This window comes from Neobacillus sp. MER 74 (genome assembly GCF_023714155.1).
This window is the reverse complement of sequence record NZ_JAMAUV010000007.1, coordinates 123,032-143,767: the sequence shown is the minus strand read 5'-3', so window position 1 is coordinate 143,767 and position 20,736 is coordinate 123,032. Positions and strand designations below refer to the sequence as shown.

Annotated in this window: 12 protein-coding genes and 1 pseudogene; 10 read left to right on the top strand and 3 right to left on the bottom strand. The window is 39.9% G+C overall.

What is annotated here, in order from left to right:
• The first annotated feature begins 156 nt into the window (after positions 1 to 156).
• The 4 genes from M3610_RS28330 (at position 157) to M3610_RS14125 (ending at position 4,552) form a co-directional block, all read left to right on the top strand.
• Positions 157 to 1,278, top strand: coding sequence for a YARHG domain-containing protein (locus M3610_RS28330; protein ID WP_251459926.1), 1,122 nt, complete (start codon positions 157 to 159; stop codon positions 1,276 to 1,278).
• A 229-nt stretch (positions 1,279 to 1,507) separates the two neighbouring features.
• Entirely contained in the window at positions 1,508 to 2,239 is a 732-nt protein-coding gene (locus tag M3610_RS14135) for a TerC family protein (RefSeq protein ID WP_251459924.1), read from the top strand.
• 195 nt (positions 2,240 to 2,434) lie between these two features.
• On the top strand, positions 2,435 to 3,640 hold the full coding sequence (locus tag M3610_RS14130) for an MFS transporter (protein ID WP_251459922.1): 1,206 nt from the start codon (positions 2,435 to 2,437) through the stop codon (positions 3,638 to 3,640).
• An 87-nt stretch (positions 3,641 to 3,727) separates the two neighbouring features.
• Entirely contained in the window at positions 3,728 to 4,552 is an 825-nt protein-coding gene (locus M3610_RS14125; RefSeq protein ID WP_251459920.1) for a pentapeptide repeat-containing protein, read from the top strand.
• Positions 4,553 to 4,672: 120 nt separating this feature from the next.
• Here M3610_RS14125 and M3610_RS14120 read toward each other — a convergent pair.
• Both M3610_RS14120 and M3610_RS14115 read right to left on the bottom strand, forming a co-directional pair.
• Positions 4,673 to 6,624, bottom strand: a pseudogene (locus M3610_RS14120) (GTP-binding protein).
• A gap of 117 nt (positions 6,625 to 6,741) precedes the next feature.
• The gene (locus tag M3610_RS14115; RefSeq protein ID WP_251460079.1) at positions 6,742 to 7,254 is read right to left on the bottom strand and encodes a DUF3231 family protein; all 513 of its coding nucleotides are present in this window, start codon (positions 7,252 to 7,254) and stop codon (positions 6,742 to 6,744) included.
• 305 nt (positions 7,255 to 7,559) lie between these two features.
• Between M3610_RS14115 and M3610_RS14110 the strand changes: the two genes are divergently transcribed.
• The 3 genes from M3610_RS14110 to M3610_RS14105 all read left to right on the top strand — a co-directional run bounded on the left by M3610_RS14110 (position 7,560) and on the right by M3610_RS14105 (position 12,032).
• Positions 7,560 to 8,432, top strand: coding sequence for a proline-specific peptidase family protein (locus tag M3610_RS14110; protein ID WP_251459918.1), 873 nt, complete (start codon positions 7,560 to 7,562; stop codon positions 8,430 to 8,432).
• A gap of 146 nt (positions 8,433 to 8,578) precedes the next feature.
• Positions 8,579 to 8,710: a hypothetical protein gene (locus M3610_RS28000; RefSeq protein WP_257148528.1), complete on the top strand. Its 132-nt coding sequence runs from the start codon at positions 8,579 to 8,581 to the stop codon at positions 8,708 to 8,710.
• A 157-nt stretch (positions 8,711 to 8,867) separates the two neighbouring features.
• Entirely contained in the window at positions 8,868 to 12,032 is a 3,165-nt protein-coding gene (locus M3610_RS14105; protein ID WP_251459916.1) for an ATP-binding cassette domain-containing protein, read from the top strand.
• A gap of 53 nt (positions 12,033 to 12,085) precedes the next feature.
• On the opposite strand, the gene M3610_RS14100 is transcribed toward M3610_RS14105, so the two are convergent.
• Positions 12,086 to 13,291, bottom strand: a complete 1,206-nt coding sequence (locus tag M3610_RS14100; RefSeq protein ID WP_251459914.1) for a nitrate/nitrite transporter — start codon at positions 13,289 to 13,291, stop codon at positions 12,086 to 12,088.
• Positions 13,292 to 13,674: 383 nt separating this feature from the next.
• On the opposite strand from M3610_RS14100, the gene nirB (M3610_RS14095) reads away from it, so the two are divergent.
• The 3 genes from nirB (M3610_RS14095) (at position 13,675) to nirB (M3610_RS14085) (ending at position 20,731) form a co-directional block, all read left to right on the top strand.
• The gene (nirB, locus tag M3610_RS14095; protein WP_251459912.1) at positions 13,675 to 16,059 is read left to right on the top strand and encodes a nitrite reductase large subunit NirB; all 2,385 of its coding nucleotides are present in this window, start codon (positions 13,675 to 13,677) and stop codon (positions 16,057 to 16,059) included.
• 15 nt (positions 16,060 to 16,074) lie between these two features.
• The gene (gene nasC, locus M3610_RS14090; RefSeq protein WP_251459910.1) at positions 16,075 to 18,222 is read left to right on the top strand and encodes an assimilatory nitrate reductase catalytic subunit NasC; all 2,148 of its coding nucleotides are present in this window, start codon (positions 16,075 to 16,077) and stop codon (positions 18,220 to 18,222) included.
• Between the two features lie 94 nt (positions 18,223 to 18,316).
• Positions 18,317 to 20,731: a nitrite reductase large subunit NirB gene (nirB, locus tag M3610_RS14085; RefSeq protein ID WP_251459908.1), complete on the top strand. Its 2,415-nt coding sequence runs from the start codon at positions 18,317 to 18,319 to the stop codon at positions 20,729 to 20,731.
• The last annotated feature ends 5 nt before the right edge of the window (positions 20,732 to 20,736 follow it).

The window sequence follows — 20,736 nt, the reverse complement described above, 5'->3', positions numbered from 1 at the left end:
TATTCCCCGAAGAATCTAACTGCTAATAGGCCATCCAAAATTGATGACATATTACTACGTACACCTAAATAAAATTTATGGTGATTAATCCCTTTGTCTGCTTAGGCAGGTAGGGGATATTTTAGTAGCATTTCTTGGTAAAGGAGTGGTTCATAAGTGGGGGAATTCTGTTCGAATTGTGGTAAAAAAATAAATGGGTCAGAACTATTTTGTACAGGTTGCGGAGAGAAACTTGGTGCGGATTTGCAAACTCCCGTTATTAAGGTGAAGGAAGAAACATTCATTGAAAAGGCTGAGAAGCGTTCTGTACATAGAAAGAATAATAAAGGATTCCTACTTATTTTATTCTCTTTGTTAGGGATTGTAATAACGGTCATTGCGGTTTATTTCATTATAAACAATCTAAAGGATTCTACCCAAACAGATGCAAACAACAAAGAGAATGTGACCAAAACCGTATCTAATAATATGGAAAAAGAAGCAAGTAATCAAGTAGATACGACTCAATCAGCGAAAAAAGAAGTAGCTACGGAAATTAAACCGGAAAAAGCAACCGGTACTAGTGAACAATCGATCATAAACTATTACACTGCTAAGTTAAATAACTTGCGAATCTTCACTTCCGGCCGGGATATTTCGGTTGGAGAGTGGAGTGTAAACCGTCAAGGTGAAGGTGTCGTCTTATCGGCTTCAGAGATTCCGTCCCGGGATTTAGCCCGTATTTTTGACCTTTTTGATAATGGAAACCTACTGCCTCTAAAAACATGGGCTAAAGAGGTTTATGCCATTGCCCAAGCGTTATCCCAGGAACTAGATGAAGATTGGCTCATTGCTGTCGGCAATAATTGCGTGGGTGAATATCCTGTTACCCTGCCACAATCAGACTTAATCAATTACTCAGGGTCATGCGGGTATTCTATTCCGGTTCTAGAGGGAACAAATAAAGAAAATTTAAGGCTTGTCATGCATACGACTGTGTTTGGTGGATCATACAGTAATCCACCGCGTGAGTTTTCCAATGAATATATCTTCCCAGAAAGTGATTATGTCAAATTAACCATGAGTGACCTAGAACTACTTACCCCAAGACAACTACGCTTAGCAAGAAATGAAATTTATGCCCGGCATGGTTATATTTTTGAGTCGGATGATTTGCGGATTTACTTTTCAAAAAAATCATGGTACTTTCCTAACCCTTCTTATGACGGCAGTTCGTTAAATTCCGTTGAGAAATATAATGTGATGTTAATTAAAGAAAGAGAGAAGCAATTCCAATAATCATCTAAAATGAGCTGAGAAAAAGCCTGTTCGAGAATATATTGGCTATTCTCAGCTTATTTTGTTTTAAGAGTTAAAGTATGGAATGATTTTGTTCATTTATTCTACTACTTTACATACATTTAAATGAGGAGTAATTACTGACCAAGTTGAGGGACAAGCACTACCAGCCAATAATAATTGACTTCGGTCAAGAATCATAAAATAGAGTGATGGAAAGGGAGAAAACATGGAGTTTCTACATGAATTATTCAGTAGTTATAGCACGTTTTTTTCACTAGAAGCCCTCAAGGACGTTCTTACGAACCCAACAAGTTGGGGAGTGATAGGAACCCTTGTTATTCTTGAAGGGTTATTATCGGCCGATAACGCCCTCGTTTTAGCTGTATTAGTGAAGAATTTACCTAAGGATCAACGAAAAAAGGCATTGTTCTATGGGATTTTTGGTGCGTATTTTTTTCGTATATTAGCAATCGGCGTAGGGGTCACGTTAGTTAATATTGATTGGATAAAAATAGTTGGTGGACACTACCTACTTTGGATTGTTGTTCAAAACTTCATCAAGAATAATGACGGTGAGGATGAAGTTCAACCTAAAAAATTCGGATTCTGGAGAACTGTCTTAACCGTGGAACTTATGGATATTGCTTTTAGTATGGATAGTGTGATAGCGGCTTTTGGGGTCTCTAACCAAGAGTGGGTCCTATTTTTTGGCGGGGTGATTGGGATCTTAATGATGCGAGGGGTAGCTCAATTATTTTTAGTATTAATTGAAAAAGTCCCTGAAGTTGAAATCACTGCTTTTGTCCTAATAGCCATTATTGCTATTAAAATGATTATTTCTGCATTTGGATACCAACTAGATGAATTTGTTTTCTTTTCTATCTTAATTGCTGTATTCTCGGGAACCTTCCTTGTCCATTACGTCAGAAAAAATTCTGGGAATGAAAAAACGCTGTAATAGGTACTGTGTAAAAAGCCATCCATTTATTTGGATGGTTTTTGTATTGCAAGCAGATTCTACAGGTCTTTTGAATTGAAATTTCTATATGCGAATATTTCGGAAATGAAAATAATTGACTAGTATGTTATTATAGACCATATTCACATCGGAGTAATTTACCAAATATAATGAAGGCTTGGGAGATGGAGTATCATGCTAAACTGGAAACGTAATTTGTGGGTGCTTTGGATCGGAGTCTTTTTTACAGCAGCAAGCTTTTCCATGGTCATTCCCTTTTTGCCCATTTTCCTCTTGCAAATTGGTGTCCATGAACATACGGAATTGTGGGCAGGATTGTTATTCAGTGCAGCCTTCTTTTCTGGGGCGATAGCCTCACCGTTTTGGGGCAGGATGGCGGATAAATATGGGCGGAAACCGATGATTATTCGGGCAGGTTTTGCCCTCTTTGCTATCTATACGTTAATGGCTTTTGTCACCAATCCCTATCAAATACTAGTTCTACGAATCTTGCAGGGATTATTAAGTGGTTTCATTCCAGGAGCCATCGCGTTGATTGGTACTAATACACCTGGAAACAAGGTGGGTTATGCTCTTTCGCTTATTTCGTCAGCCTCGGCCTCGGGGAGTATTCTTGGTCCCTTGTTAGGAGGAGGGATTTCTCATTTAGTAGGAAATCGGTGGGCCTTTGCCAGTGCTGGTATCATTGTTTTCCTTGCCACTCTCCTCATCATTTTTTGGGTAGTCGAGGAAAATTTTACACCAAGTAAGGTTCGTGGTTCTGTTAGAAATGATTTTAAATTGGCCGTGACGAATCGTCCATTCTTTCTTGTTCTCATCCTCACAGTAGTAACAAGCTGTTCCATCATGACCATAGAGCCTGTACTCCCTTTATATATCGTAAAATTGGGAGGGTCTTCCGAAAATGCCTCATTATTAGCCGGAGTGGTGTTCTCATTGCCCGGAATAGCTAGTGCGCTGTTTGCTCCTTTTTGGGGGAAGTGGGCAGACAAAGTTGGATTTCAACGAGTCTTATTTATTGGTTTACTAGGCGGTGGAATTGGAACCATCACTCAAATATTATTCAGTCAGATTTGGGGATTTTCGTTGATGCGCTTTGTGTTTGGAATATTCTTCTGTGCTGTTTTTCCTGCTCTTAATGGTCTTGTTGTTAAATCTACACCTGAGGATTTCCGTGGGCGCGCATTTAGTTTGAACCAAACAGCCAACCAAATCGGCGGGATGATCGGTCCAATTGTTGGTGGATTTTTGGGTGGAATCTTCCCTGTTCACAGTGTCTTTATCGTAACAGGTATTTTATTATTCATTGCATGCGGAATGGCCTATTGGAATGAAAAAAATTTAAACAGCCGTGCGCTTAAAAGAAAAGCTTTAACTTAAATAGACTTCACGTGAAAAACCTCTTATCTAATTTTATAGATGAGAGGTTTTTTGTGGTAAATTAGAAGAATAGTAGGAGGGGTTTGATTGTCTAGACAACATATTAAAAATAATGATGGTTTACGTGCCGATTGTTTGAATTGTTTTGGATTGTGCTGTGTGGCATTGCCTTTTGCGAAGTCTGCTGACTTTGCCGTGGATAAAGAAGCAGGTACGCCATGTTCAAATTTGCAATCCGATTTTCGGTGTGGGATCCATAAGAATCTTAGAAACGAAGGATTTAGAGGCTGTGTGGGATATGAGTGTTTTGGTGCAGGCCAAAAGGTTTCGCAAGTTATCTATAACGGAATCGATTGGCGAGATGATCCATCTTTAGCCAAAGAAATGTTTGAGGTATTTCCTATTATGCAACAACTTCATGAAATGCTTTGTTACTTGAATGAAGCGATTGGTTTAGAAGAGGCGCAGCCAATTTCAAAAGAATTGAAAACTGCTTTTGAAGAAACGGAACGGCTTACAACTCTAAATTCTTCTTCCATCATAGCGTTAAATGTTCCTGCACATAGAGCCAAAGTAAATGAGTTGCTTCTCCGCACAAGTGAACTTGTTCGCGCAAAGATTTCGCCAAAGAAGAACATAAAAAAGAGGGACTTCATTGGCGCCAAGTTAAAAGGAGCTGACCTTAGAGGAACTAATTTAAGGGGGACCTTGCTTATTGCAGCAGATCTAAGGAAATCTGATTTGCGAGGGGCAGATTTGATTGGTGCAGACTTGAGAGATGCGGATTTACGTGGAGCTAATCTTACAGATAGTTTATTTCTGACGCAAGCGCAAGTCAATTCAGCAAAGGGGGATCTTACAACTATATTACCATCTGCCATAAAAAGACCTGATCATTGGATAGGAGATTGAGAGTAACTTGAAAGGGGAAAGTCCACCGAAACTATCAAAAATGATAGAGGTTCTTGACGACCGAATCTATTGAAAAATTGAAGAGACGGTCGCCAATTGACTGTTAAACCCAAGTCAACCCTACAAACAATGCATTTCATCTTCAACTTCTTCCCACGGCACGGAATAGCCTTGCCCTTTGGAGCAAAAGATGGACGACGATGTGTATTCGGGATCTGCATCCTTATTGTAATTCATTCTTGCCATCACTTCATTTTGATTATGACAAGGGTAATAACACCGAAAACTAGATTTAGAGAACCTTTCCCTTGCGTAATCGAGGCGAACTCAGGGCCATAATTCATAAAGGTAGCAACGGGAACTTTGCCCGTTATGATGGTTTTATTTCCTTCGGTCATCGGAGCGTTAAAGTTGCCGTGTGCATTTTGAATGTCTGTTAACACTTTTCCCATATGTTCTAAATTCACTCGGATTTTAAAATCATAAATTGGTTCCAGCAGAATATTGTTTGCTTTTTCAAGACCTTGCCGCAAAGCACGGAAAGTTGCCTCTCTAAAGTCCCCGCCGGAGGTATGTTTGACATGGGCCCGTCCCGTTACCAAGATGATCTTTAGGTCGGTAATGGGAGACCCAGTTAGTAATCCATGATGCTCCCTTTCAAACAGGTGATTATGAATAACGTTTTGTGTCCCAACAGGTAAATCATCGGTATGACACACACTTTCGAAAGAAATCCCGGTGTTCCGCCCGCACGGCTCTAATTTAAGATGCACTTCGGCATAATGGCCAAGTGGCTCAAAATGACCATAACCAATCACCGTTGAATCAATGGTTTCTTTATATAAGATTTCCGGATCTGCAAATGAGACATCAAAAGAAAAGCGTTCCTTAATGACATGTTTCAGAACTTCAAGTTGAATGACCCCCATGACGTGGATGTGGATCTCCTGGTTACGTTCTTCCCAGCTGACATTTAAAGCAGGATCTTCGGCATTTAACATGTTAAAATACCTCAACACTTCTTTCACATTCACCGATGGTTCAAATAGAACCTTGGACTTTAGAGCAGAGACCATCTCGTATTCTGCTTTTTCTTCTAATGTCCCCAAACCATCTCCAGCTGCAGCGGCCGACAATCCAATTACAGCGAAAATATCTCCAGCTGTTACTTGGTCGGCTGTTTTAAATTTATTTCCATTATAAAGTCTAATTTGAGTGATTTTCTCGTGGAGCAGATTTTCATCCACACTGTAATATAATTCATCCCTTACTTTTAATGTCCCGCGCAGTGCCTTAATAAACGTCATTCGTGTTCCTTTTTCATCATAGCGAATCTTGTATACACGTCCGGCAAAAGGTTCTTCATTTGGATAATTTGTAATCGTTAATAGCTCCAATTTTTCAAGAAAGCTGTCAACACCGATATCTTGTAAAGCGGATCCAATCGTACATGGGAAAAGTTGTTGTTTTTTTACTAATTTCCTCATCGTTTCTAACCAAAGATGGGGTTGATATCCAGATTCCATGTATATTTCCAAAAGGGATTCATCCCGCTCAGCAATAAATTCAATCAGTTCGTCATTCATTTCACCATCTGTCAGAATGTCAGTGATATCAAAAACATCTGTGGTTAAGTAGCTGCGAATTTCGTTTAAAACTCGTACGGAATCGGCACCCACACGATCAATTTTGTTGATAAAGAAAAATGTAGGGACGGCATGTTTTTGCAGCAGATTCCAAACGGTTTCGGTGTGTCCCTCGATGCCTTCTACTGCACTAATAATCACTATAGCGTAATCCATCACTTGAATCGCCCGTTCCATTTCAGGCGAGAAGTCGACATGTCCAGGAGTATCTATCAGATAAAAGGTGGATTCGTTATATGAAAACACCGCCTGATCGGCAAATACGGTAATTCCTCGTTGTTTTTCTATGTCATGTGTATCAAGAAAGGTATCTTGATGATCGACACGACCTCTTTGTCTAATCGTTTTCGTATGGTAGAGCAGCTGTTCTGCCAATGTTGTTTTTCCAGCATCGACGTGAGCAAACATTCCAATTGTCTTTTTCATGGTGCCACCTCAACTATTACTTATATGATAATTATTATACCAAATGGGTGTTCCATGTTACTTGAAAATTTAGAACAGAAAAAAACACGGCTAGAGATAACCGTGTTTTCTAACGAATTAACAATCATGGTGTTTATTAAGGTGTAATGGAGGAGGAATTAACCATCCTTTTTCTTTATTTAAACGAAGTACCTTTCCGCCAAGAGCGACCTTTTGAGCATGAAATTGTGCGTACATCAACGCTACATCTTCTCTGATTGATTTTCCGATTGCCTGACTGCATAAAACTAGTCCTGCAGCTATATCAGCAGAAAGTGTAGCTGCAATAGCAGGGTCGGGAATTCTTGCTCCAACAGGGATTTCTTCTAGGCATGCTTCAGGAGGTTCAGGTGCTGCTGGTGGTAAGCCAATTCCATTTTCTTTTAGCAGTTCTTCCACTTGTTTCTTTTCCTGCTGACAGAGTTCAATTGCTTCAACTAATAATTTCTTTAAATCATCGTCACCGGCATGATTTAACATTGTCTGGTAGCCGGCAATCATACCATTTCCAACTAATTGTGATGACCAAATGTCAAAGACTTCACCGTAGTGTAATGGCTCTTCTTTCGGATTTCCACTTAATATACCCATCGTTGCCCTCCTCAGTGTATAAGTAAGTTTATTCATAACAAGTGCCACCTTCCCTTTAACACAGCACCTCTCTATGTTGTCCGGATAATCAATAATTCATGTAGTTACTTTTTTGTTGGATGAAAATAACAAGACTTCTGAAACAAAATAGTTTATACACGTTCATTGATGAAAGACTAATTACCTTATATCCCCTCTAACTTCTACTATACTTATACGATTTTCAAATATAAAAACAGGGTATTTTAATATCGATGTTGAATTACTGAATTAAAGGAACATAAAAAAATAAAAGGGGAATGTTTATGTTTGAAGAAGGATACATTGATGTAACTGGGGGAAGGGTTGCGTATCAACTGTTTAATAAAAATGCTGAAGGAACCCCGGTCATTATTCTGCACGGTGGACCAGGATCGTCCTGCTATTCGCTCCAAGGTTTAAAGGCTCTGTCAGAGGACCGTCCCGTAATCTTTTACGATCAATTAGGATGCGGGAAATCAGATCGGCCAACTGATCCAACATTATGGAGAATTGAAAGATTTGTTGAGGAGTTGGGCCAGGTGAGACAAGCCCTCAATCTTGAAAAAGTACATATTCTAGGCCATTCTTGGGGGACGACGCTCGCAGCAGCCTATTGTTTGACCAAACCTAATGGTGTGAAAAGTGTTATTTTTTCAAGCCCATGTTTAAGTGCTCCTTTATGGGAGCAGGATCAAAGACGTAACCTTGAAAAGTTGCCTCAAGAAATTCAGGAAACCATTAAAAGGTGCGAAGAAAATGGTACGACTGATTCAGAGGATTTTAAAAAGGCGACAGACGAATTTAACAAAACCTTTGTCTGCCGTTTAGATCCATATCCCGACTGGTTAAAGCAAGGCTCTCAAAATAGAAATCGTGAAGTATACAATATCATGTGGGGACCTTCTGAATTTACTGTTCGCGGGAATTTGAAGGAATTTGATTGTACACCACAATTAAAGGAAATCACCTGTCCCACATTATATACATGTGGTCGGTTTGATGAGGCTACTCCAGAAACAACACAGTACTACAGCACTTTAACACCTGGTTCATCGTTCCATGTCTATGAGCACAGTGCTCATATGCCGTATGTGGAGGAGCCCGATGAGTTTTTAAGAGTGTCAGGGGACTTCCTGAGAAAAATTGATTCTCTTTAAATTCAAAAGCTTGCTTAGAATTATCGGGGAGGGCGCTCTTACTTTTTGTAAATCGCTCCCCCCGATGATTTCCAATAAAAACCACAAGACAATTGGAAACGCTTCCATTACAATAGAAAGTAAGAAGAGAGAAAGGGGACATAAACATGGAACTTTTATTTGAACAATGTAAACATAACCAGGCGGAAGAACCTTGTGATGAGTGTAACCCTAAAAAAGAAGAGGAAGAAAACGTTGATATTTATGAATATGACTATCATTTAAGATTGTGGTTTTGATAAAAAGAGATCTTCCTTAAAAAATTGACTACTTGAGCCGGAAATTAAAATAAATCACAAAACTCGTTCTATTTATTGGACGAGTTTTTATTTTTTTGTATGTTGTACTTATGGTAACATGAAAGCAGTAAATTTACAGAATCCAGAGGAAATAACAATGAAGATAAATGAATTAATTGCCAATAATATTAACAAATTAGATGCAGAACTACCTATTGATAAGTCGTTAGGAATTGCCGGTTTGTCTGGATCTGGTAAAACAACGTTTTGTCAAACGATTGGTGAAGAATCCAAAAAGAGACTTGTTTCTTTATTGCCGAAGGCTGAATATCAGTATTTATTTTCCAATATCATGGAAACCAATTTCAGTGCCATTAAGATGAAAGATATGCCATTAGTCCTTTTTCTCGGGAAGTCATCGATTTCATCCAATCCCCGATCAACCATCGGTACCCATACAGGTGTGTTTAAAGAAATACGTGAATGTATCGCTCAGAAATATAATCTGTCGCCAGAAGTTTTTTCTTTTAATAATGAATTAGGCTGGTGTCCGGCTTGCAAAGGACGCGGAACTACCAAAAATGTCGAATGCCCTAAGTGTAATGGGAAGCGCTTTAATCAAGAAGTAGAGCAATATAAAATTGAATTATTTGATCGACTACATAGTATTTCCGATATCAATAACTTAAGTATTGAATCCATTTTGTCTCTAGCAGACGAATTACATATTAGCGAGGCAAAACAACATATTCTTCAAAATATCATCAACATGAATATTGGTTATTTAACACTAGACCGGATCATGGGTACCTTGTCAGGAGGAGAATTAACACGACTATATCTGGCTGAATTCATGGCAGCAAGTGTTGATACCGTTATTATTATAGATGAAATCTCGGTTGGTCTAGATCGGCAAACATTAGTTAAAATACTTGAACAGATCAAACTACTAGGATTTAAGAATCAAATTTGGCTTATTGATCACTCGGATACGGTGCTTGACGCTACTGACGAACAATTGTTCTTTGGTCCTGGCAGTGGCAAATATGGAGGAAAAATAGTCGAGGAATCACCACGTCCAAAGCCTATTGTGTGGGGCCGAATTCAGGAAAATCCAACAGAATACTATCAGTTTAAGGACCTTTACTGTCGCAATATCCAAATGGCTGAAATTCAGATCCCGAAAAATAGACTGGTAACTTTTACAGGAGAATCTGGGTGTGGGAAATCTACACTGGTTAATGAGTGTATCGCCAAAGATTTTCTGCAGCGCTATCCAAAAGATAAACTGGTCATTGTGGGGCAAGATCGAAATCAATCCATTACCAGCCGGTCAACCGTTGCAACATTTCTTGATATTAAAAAGAAACTTACAAAATATAGTGAAGAAATTGATGATATTTTTCAACGTTCGATTGAGGATATTATCGATGAACTGCCAAATGAGGACATCGCACATAAACGTTTAAGCTTATTGATCAAACTTGGTCTTGGGTATTTAACGTTGGAAAGAAAGACACAAACTTTATCGACGGGTGAATTTCAGTGTGTTCACTTAGTTTCGGAGCTGTTTGGGAGCTCAAGACATCCACATACGATGTTTATTTTTGATGAACCTTCAAAAGGATTATCTCAAAATATTTTAAACCAATTTATTGATAGTGTAAGGGTTATCCTTGAAGATGATTCGGTTTCTATCATGATGATTGAACATAATGACTATATGTTAGATAGCTCTGATTTTATTGTTGATTTTGGTAAAAGACAGCTTGAGCCTGTGGAACATCTTGATGTTGTCGGTCATGACGAGTATTATCGCCAAAGAAACGAAGAAGTTGAAGTGTCGCCAGAGCATATTTCTTCCACTCTTAAGTCAAAAAATGGCATTCACTACTTAACAGAAAATCATATGAGCTATTTTAAGAATGCAGAAAACATCTATAAGGGCGGCATCTTAAAAAGCTTATCATCAATGGCGCGGCTGATTTATGGTGAATTCGAATCTGACACTATTGCACCCGTCATCGCCATTGATCTTGAAAGGCATTTGTATAGTCAATATAGTTTTCTCTATGAGATAGGTGGATTGATCAACCATATGGTGGCTGCTCATCCAACCAATAAAGATACGAGAAGCTTCGATTTCTATCATCAAGACAATCATTGTCCATCTTGTTCTGGGCGACGGGTTATTGAAAAATTTGATATAGACGTAGTTATTCAAGATAAAAATGTCCCATTCTGGGATGGCTTACTACATCCAGACGTAATGGAAGTATTAAAATATTATCAATATCCCAAATTGCAATTTCTTTTTGATGAGATTAAGAATGAACTTGGTCAAGACATTAGTAAAAGCTTTAATGAGATGACAGATGCAGAAAAGCATACCTTTTTATATGGATATTGGGAAAAATCCTTTTATGATAAAGCGGGCAAGGCTTCGAGAACGTGGGAAGGTTTTAATTTCATCATTGGGCGTTATATGTTTATTTCGAAATCGATTATTAAAGAGCAAATGAAAGCATCAAAAGAAATGATTATCTGTCCAGTCTGTCATGGAACCGTCCTTAAACATCATAAAAAACTATTATTTGGGGATACAGATATTCGTGACCTGATTCAACAGCCAATTAATCAAGTTCTAAAAACAGTCGGGAAGTTACCAGAACTCGAAAAGCTTAAATCGATTGTTGGCGGCGAAATGACACTCACCGAAGATGTATCGTTACTTCCTCGGGAAATACAAGTCTCGCTGAAAATGTTTGAATTAGAACTTGCAAGCTTTTCCCACTATGAGGTGGTTTTACAAAATGTTTTACCTTTCTGGGGCAATATTAAAGGCAATGTGGAATCAATTAGCAGCAAGAATCAACTCACTATTTGTGATTTTGCCAACATCTTAGAAACAAGAGAAACTATCATTGATAAGTATTTCACCAAAGGTAAATACAAGAAACTTACCTATGTCTATGAGGCGTTTGGCTACAAAAAAATTGTTACCCAAATTAACAAAATTAAGGCGAGTCATCCCTGCCCATTTTGTAAAGGGAAAAAAGTCATTTCAGAGGATAATCTCCATGAGGGAGTGCATAAATTATCCATCCCATGTGTGAGTTGTTCTGCAAGTGGTATCAATGATGAAGGACGTAAAGAAATCGTTGAAGGTGTTGATGTGCAAACATGGTTGACTGGAAAAGTAAGTGAGGTGGTTCCTGAATGTATGGAATCAGTCGCAGAGATTCCTATTTTCAATCGTATTCGCGAGTTGAATAAACGAGATATGATGGCTGTTTACCAAAGCCTCGAGCAAAAAAAGTAAATTTGAGGAATAAAAAACGCATTTGCCACCAATTATGGCGAATGCGTTTTGTGTTAATTTTTTAATGAGACTTCCTTCGTTGACCAGGTTTTTCGCCAAGACATTTGTGCCATAAATAACACTAGTAATGCTACAACTCCAATCCCTGTATATACCATAAAGCCAGTTCCATAAGTTCCAGTTACTTCTTTAAGGGTTCCTAATATATTCGGAACGAAAAATCCGCCAACCCCGCCAGCCGCTCCAACAATCCCAGTGATCATCCCGATTTCTTCTTGAAAGCGCTGTGGAACCAATTGAAAAACTGCTCCATTTCCCATCCCCAAGCAGAGCATACCGATAAACAATAAAGTGGTCACAACAGCCAAGTGGGGAAGTTGGCTCACGCCAAACATGGTGAGTGCAACCCCAATAAAGAGGAAAGTTAAAAGACGGACGCCGCCGATTTTATCAGCTATAAAACCGCCAACCGGGCGGAAAAAGCTCCCTGCTGCCACACAAAGTGTGACAAAATCTCCTGCCGTTACTTTCGATAAATGATATTGATCCACAAAAAAGATGCTTAAGAAACTGGATAAACCTACAAAACCTCCGAAGGTAACACTGTAAAGCAAACAAAAATACCATGTATCTTTTTGTTTGAATATCTTCAAATATTCAACCATAGGTTTTGGTGCTGGCTGGGATGGTGCATCTTTTGCCAAAATGATATACAAGAGAAATACAGTTAATAAAGGTATAAGTGCTAATCCTAAGACATTATGCCAGCCCATTTGTTCCGCAAGTCGCGGTCCAAATAAGGTGGCGAACAGTGTTCCGCTGTTTCCGGCCCCGGCAATTCCCATTGCCAGCCCTTGTAAATGCGGCGGGTACCATCTGCTTGCCATCGGGATGGCTGCAGCAAAACTCGCTCCTGCCACTCCAAGAAGAATCCCAATCACATAAAGTTCAGTTAAGGTTTGACCAAATAACCAACCCCATACCAGCGGAATGGTGGTCACGAGCATTCCGCTGATTGCCGTTTTCCGTGGTCCGATTCGATCTGTTAAAACACCAAGGATGAGTCGAAAAAACGATCCGCTTAAGATCGGAAGTGCCACGATAAAACCCTTTTGTGAGGGGGTCAGCCCAAAATCTTTTGTAATATAAACCCCCAGCGCCCCTAAAATAACCCAAATCATAAAACTAACATCAAAATATAAAAATGAAGCTGCTAACGACGGTGCATGACCGCTTTTCTTTAAATCTGATAACTTCATTAGATTGTACCCCTTTCTAGAAAACGTTTTTCCTATGAATCAAAACAATTTACAAACCAGTAATTTAATCTTTATTACCATTCAAAACAACTATCTTTTGAAAACATAACCCTAATTAGTAAAACCAAAAATGAAGCTAAACTGATGTTGTTTTTCATTTCATTTTCCTCCTTAAACTGCTTAAGTATTTGTGTTTCTCTTGCTTTGTTCAACAATAGCCTATTGAGAAGGATGATGTCACTTTTTATGTAAGATGCTCTAACATGAAACTTATTGTGTCAGGAAATGTTACACAACAAATTCCTTTTCATAAGTTTTATGGAATAATAGGTGATATTTACGGTTGCCATAATCGACATAATTAACTAGCGGGGGTATTTAGAATGGATAAGCAAAAACTCGTATTGATAGGGAATGGAATGGCGGGTGTGCGATGTATGGAGGAAATTTTACGAGAAGCACCTGATCTTTATGAGATCACAATTTTCGGAGCGGAACCGCACCTAAACTATAATCGAATCCAATTATCAGCTGTATTGCAGGGGAGTACGACGTTTGATGATATTACCATCAATGATCGAAATTGGTATAACGAACAGAACATAGAACTGTTTACTGGTGAAACGGTCCTAAAAATAGATACAGAAAAACAAGAGTTGCTAACGGATAAAGGTCGAAGGCACCCCTATAATCGACTTATCATCGCAACAGGTTCCATGCCATTTCTTCTCCCTGTACCAGGTAAAGATATAGAAGGAGTATCTACGTTTCGAACTATAGAAGATTGTCAGAAAATGATGGAAACAGCGAAACACTATCATAAAGCGATGGTCATCGGAGGGGGTGTCTTAGGTTTGGAAGCTGCTAAAGGTCTCCTTAATCTTGGTATGGAGGTAACCGTTGTCCATAATGGGCCGCATCTTATGGAAAGACAATTGGATGAAACGGCTGCGAAACTGTTGCAAACAGAACTGGAAAAGCAAGGCTTGCGTTTCCTTTTTGAAAAAGAAACAAAGGAAATTTGCGGAAGCAATCGCGTAGAAAGAGTTTCCTTTAAAGATGGTACCGAAGCAGCTGCTGATTTGGTTGTGATGGCTGCAGGGGTGAGACCCAATATCCAACTAGCTAAAGAAAGTGGAATAGCGACGAATCGAGCCATCCTTGTCAATGATTATATGGAAACAAATATCCCCAATATTTATGCTGTCGGTGAATGTGTGGAACACCGGGGAATGGTCTATGGGTTGGTAAAGCCTCTTTACGATCAAGGCAAGGTGTTGGCAAAACGAATTTGCGGACTTAGAGGAAAGGGATACGAAGGAACTGTTCTTTCGACACAATTAAAAATATCAGGAGTAGATGTGTTTTCGGTTGGACAGTTTTCATGTGACGACAGATTGCAGTCGATTGTGATCTTCGATGAGTTAGATGGCGTATATAAGAAAATGGTTTTTGAAAAATCCCGAATGGTTGGCGCTGTCTTATTTGGAGACACGAGTGACCGAACAAGATTGCTAGACATGATTATGAAAAGACAAGATGTATCAGATTTGGAGAAAGTTACACTTTTTCAAGCATTAAATAGGGATGGGAATTCGGCCGCTTCTATGGCCCATAGTGAAATGATTTGCAATTGTAATGGGGTAGCGAAAGGGACAATTATAGAAGCGGTTCAAAAAAACGGATTAACGACGGTCGACCAAGTGAAAAAATGTACAAAAGCCTCGGGGGCATGCGGGGGCTGTAAACCATTAGTAGCCGATTTACTCAACTACATTCATAGCGATGAATTCGATGAGGGCATTGAACAAAAATCAATGTGCTCCTGTACAACACTCACGGAAGATGAAGTGGTGCATGAGATGCAATGGCAAGGATTGACAACGGTACAGGAGGTGATGGAAGTCCTTGGTTGGGAGAATAAGGAAGGATGTTCTGCCTGTCGGCCTGCTTTAGCCTATTATTTAGGCATGATCTATCCGGAATATGAGAGGAAGCAAGAAAACCTATATATTTCCGAACAAAGGATGGCCATTATTCAGAAGGATGGGACGTACACTGTCATCCCTCAGATGTACGGTGGAAAAACTTCCGCAGAACAATTGAGAATGATTGCCACGGTCGCCGAGAAGTTTGGCATTACAAATATCGCTGTCACTAGTGAACAAAGAATTCATTTGATGGGCGTGAAGAAAAAAGATTTGTCTGCTTTGTTGGCAGATTTGGATATGCAAGTAAGTTCTACTTACGGAAATATGGTTCAAAATGTGAAAACGAGTATCGGAGAACATATTTGCCATTGTGACAAACATTCATCAATGGAGCTGGCTGTCAGTCTCGAAAAAAGATTAGAATTTCTCATAACTCCCTATCGAGTAACGTTAGGCGTATCTGCTTGTTTGCATAACGGTGCCGGTTCAACGACAAAAGATATCGGTGTAATTGGAACTGGACTTGGCTGGGAAATATATGTCGGTGGCAGCAGCGGGAGAAATGTACGTGCAGGTAAGTTATTGTCCCTTGGAACGAAGAATCAGGATGTAATCGATATCATTTGTGCTTTTATTCAATACTATCGTGAGACAGCCAATTTCCTCGAACGGACGTGGCAATGGATCGAAAGAGTCGGTTTAGTGCATGTGAGAGAAGTGATTTTTGATTTTGAACTTCGTCAGCAATTATTATTCCGGTTAGAAAAGGATACTATGTTCCGCAAAAGGTTCAGTGGAAAACAAATGTCTGGAATAGAAATCAACAACCAACAATAGAAAAGGGTGATCAGCTTGACAGAAGCGCTATTAAAGTATTTTCGTACAAAGGAACAAGAAGTGAAATCAGAAAAAAGATACGACTCTCAATGTCCATACTGTAGTATGCAATGTAAAATGCAATTGATTGAACAATCGATTGTGTCGAGAAAAAAATATATAACCATCGGAAAAGACAATCCAACATCGGAGGGGCGTTTATGTGTAAAGGGTATGAACGCCCATCAACACGCTTTCCATAAAGAGCGTTTAAAATACCCATTGGTAAAAATCAATGGAGAATTTGTCCGAGTGTCCTGGAAGGAAGCTCTGAATCATATTAAAGAAAACTTTATGAAGATTCAGGAGGAATCTGGTCAAAATGCCTTAGCGGTGTATGGCAGTGCGTCAATCACAAATGAAGAGGCTTATTTATTAGGGAAATTTGCCCGCGTGGCCTTAAAAACAAAATACATCGATTATAATGGCCGACTATGTATGTCTGCGGCTGCTTCGGCTGCGAACCAAACCTTTGGGTTGGACCGAGGCTTCACGAATAGCTTAGCAGAAGTTCCATACACTCGTTGTATCATTTTAGCAGGGACGAATATTGCTGAATGTCAGCCGACGATTATGCCCTATTTTGAAAGAGCAAAAGAAAATGGCGCCTATATCATCGCTATTGACCCGCGTGAAACTGCCACGACGAAACTAGCAGACTTGCATTTAAAACCTAGACCAGGTACGGATGCCGTATTAGCAAATGGGCTATTGAAAGTGATGATTGAGGAAAATTATGTGGATGAAAAGTTTATTCAAGAACGTGTGAACGGGTTTGAAGCGGTTAGAAAGTATGTATTATCCCTCAGTATGAAGGAAATTGAAGAGATTACCGGGGTACCCATCCAACTTATTCGCAAAGCGGCCGTTAGGTTTGGCAGTGAAGAATCGGGAATGATTTTTACAGCAAGAGGGGTGGAGCAGCATACGAACGGGTCAAAAACTGTTCGTAATTTCCTGAACATTCTGGTTTCCGCAGGGAAAATCGGTAAACCGAATTGTGGCTATGGGGCGATTACGGGACAGGGAAATGGACAGGGGGCAAGAGAACATGGACAAAAAGCCGACCAACTTCCTGGATATCGGTCAATTGAGAATGATGAACATCGAAACTATGTGGCCAGCATTTGGGGGATTGATCCAGATGATTTACCCCGTAAAGGAGTTTCAGCCTATGAAATGATGGAGAAAATTCATGAAGGGGAAATTAAAGGTTTGTTTCTTATGTGTTCCAACCCGATTGTCTCCAATCCCAATGCCCACTTCGTCAAGGAGGCTATGAAAAAATTAACCTTCTTTGTAGCCGTTGATCTATTCGTTTCAGAAACTGCAAGATTAGCAGATGTCATACTCCCGGCCTCTTCCTATCTGGAAGATGAGGGAACGATGACAAATGTGGAAGGACGGGTAACATTACGGGAAGCAAGCTTGCCGTGTCCAGGCGAAGCGAAACATGATTGGCGAATTATCTGCGACCTTGCCCGTGTGCTTGGGAAAGAAGAGTATTTTTCCTTTTCTTCTGCTGAAGAAATATTTACTGAATTAAGGATGGCAAGCCGTGGAGGGACTGCGGATTATTTTGGAATAACATATGAGCGTTTAAGAAAAGAGGGCGGACTATTATGGCCCTGCCCAGAAACAAACCATATTGGGACGAAACGGCTGTTTGAAACCTCTTTTGCTCACCCGGATGGAAAGGCGGCGATGGTGGTTGTTCCGAACATTGCAGAGATTCCGAAAGAACAATTATGTGAAGAGTTTCCGCTCTATTTAACTACAGGAAGAGTCATGTCACATTACTTAACAGGTGTGCAAACAAGAAAAAGTCCAGCGCTAGCGGCAAGAAACATCGAACCATTTATGGAAATCCACCCGGCAACCGCAGCAAAATTTCAGATCCAAGACCAATCATTGGTGAAAATTGAATCACGAAGGGGAAGTGTTATGGTTAGAAGCAAATGGTCGGAAACGATCCGTCACGATACCATATTTGTACCTTTTCACTGGGCAGACTCGCAAAATATCAATCTCCTTGTTTCGAAAGAATTGGACCCTGAATGCAAAATGCCTGGATTTAAAGTCAGTGCTGTTAAGGTGAGCCCAGTAGTTGATTTCCTTACTTAAAAAATTTTTATGTTAGGAGACCTTACATGATAAGTTAATTTTAAAATGGTCTGTGATATAGTTTAGGAAACTTACAAACGGGAGGAAAACTAACATGGAAAAGAAAAAGTTGGTTCTTGTTGGAAATGGCATGGCTGGTGTCAAAACGATTGAGGAGATTATTAAACTATCAAGCGAATCATTTGAGATCACTATTTTCGGAAGCGAGCCTCATCCGAATTACAATAGAATTTTACTTTCAAAAGTATTACAAGGAGATACAAATGTAGAAGATATAACACTTAATGATTGGGATTGGTACCGAGAAAATAATATTCAATTATTCACAAGTGAAACAGTGATCAAGGTCGATTCGAAGCGTAAAGTCGTTATTACTGACTTAGGGAGAATGGAACCGTATGATCAATTGATTATTGCGTCAGGATCTCTTCCGTTTATCTTACCGATTCCAGGAGCTGAAAAGGAAGGGGTAACGGCTTTTCGGGATATTAAGGACACAGATGTCATGCTTGAAACTTCGAAAAAGTATAAAAAGGCAGCCGTGATTGGCGGAGGTTTGCTCGGGCTTGAAGCAGCAAGAGGTCTTTTAAATCTAGGTATGGATGTTTCGGTCATTCATCTAGCCCCATATTTGATGGAGCGCCAATTAGATCCGCAAGCGGGGAAGTTGCTGCAAACTGAATTAGAAAAACAGGGAATGAAATTTTTATTAGAAAAACAAACCCAAGAAATCTTTGGCGGCGAGCGCGTAGAGGGACTAAGATTCAGCGATGGAACGTCGGTTGATGCTGACTTAGTTGTCATGGCTGTTGGCATCAAGCCAAATACGGAATTAGCCAAGGTAAGCGGGCTCGCTGTCAATCGAGGTATTGTCGTGAACGACTATATGCAAACGAGTATTCCTGATGTTTATTCTGTAGGGGAATGTGCAGAGCACAACGGAACAGTATACGGTCTAGTCGCCCCTTTATATGATCAAGGAAGAGTATTAGCAAAACATATCTGCGGGTTGGAAACCAAAGGTTATCATGGATCTGTTTTATCCACACAGTTGAAGGTCTCTGGGGTAGAAGTGTTTTCAGCTGGAGACTTTATCGAAGGCGAAGGAAAGGAAGCCATCAAGGTTTTTGATGGTAATGACAGGATTTATAAGAAGATTGTGCTCCAAGACAATAAAATTGTTGGTGCCGTGCTGTTTGGTGATAGCAGTGATGGAAATCGTCTCTTTTCGATGATTCAAAAGGAAGCGGATGTTTCTTCAACCACGAAGGTATCACTTTTACAACCGCTAAATGATGATTTTGGAAGTAGTTTAGTAGCTTCCATGAGTAACGAGGAAATAATTTGTGGCTGTAATGGTGTTTCTAAAGGAGCGATTATTGAGGCGATTCAGAATCAAGGATGTTCCTCTGTTGATGAAATTAAAGCTTGTACAAGTGCTTCCCGGTCTTGCGGCGGATGTAAACCGCTTGTAGCGGAAGTATTACAGCATACACTTGGTTCGGAGTTTGACGGCTCTATCCAGAAAGAAGCGATATGCAGCTGTACTGATTTATCTAGAGATGAAGTGGTGGAAGAAATTAAAATAAAAGGGTTGACCCATATCAAGGAAGTCATGAATGTCCTCGGTTGGAGTTCTGATGAAGGCTGCTCAAAATGCCGGCCGGCTCTGAATTACTACTTAGGGATGGTTCATCCCATCGATTATCAGGATGAAAAGGAATCCCGGTTTGTTAATGAACGGATGCATGCGAATATTCAAAAGGATGGAACCTATTCGGTTGTACCACGAATGTATGGCGGTGTCACAAACGCCCAAGACCTGCGCCGAATTGCTGATGTGGTTGAAAAATACGATATTCCGTTAGTAAAACTAACCGGCGGACAACGAATTGACTTGCTTGGAGTAAAAAAGGAAGACTTACCAAAAGTGTGGACAGATTTGGATATGCCGTCAGGGTTTGCGTATGGGAAATCGCTGCGTACGGTAAAAACCTGTGTTGGAGAACAGTTCTGCCGCTTTGGGACCCAAGATTCCATGGGACTGGGAATCGACCTCGAAAAGAAATTTGAGGGACTGCAAACACCGCATAAGGTGAAAATGGCCGTTTCCGCTTGTCCGAGAAGCTGTGCAGAGTCTGGGTTTAAAGATATTGGTTTTATTGGAATTGACGGCGGCTGGGAGCTATATGTTGGTGGAAATGGAGGGACCCACGTACGCGGGGGAGACCTATTATATAAAGTAAAAACATCAGAAGAGGCCATGGAAATCACTGGTGCGTACCTTCAATATTACCGTGAAACAGCTAATTACTTGGAACGTACTTCAGCTTGGATTGAACGTGTTGGGTTAACACATGTACGATCTATTCTAGAGGATAAAACAAAGCGTCAAGAATTAAATAAACGGATGGAAGATGCCTTATCGGTAATTAAGGATCCTTGGAAAACTATTAATGAGGATGAAAAAGTAAGAAAAGAATTATTTGAGAGCGTAGTAATGTCTTAAAACTT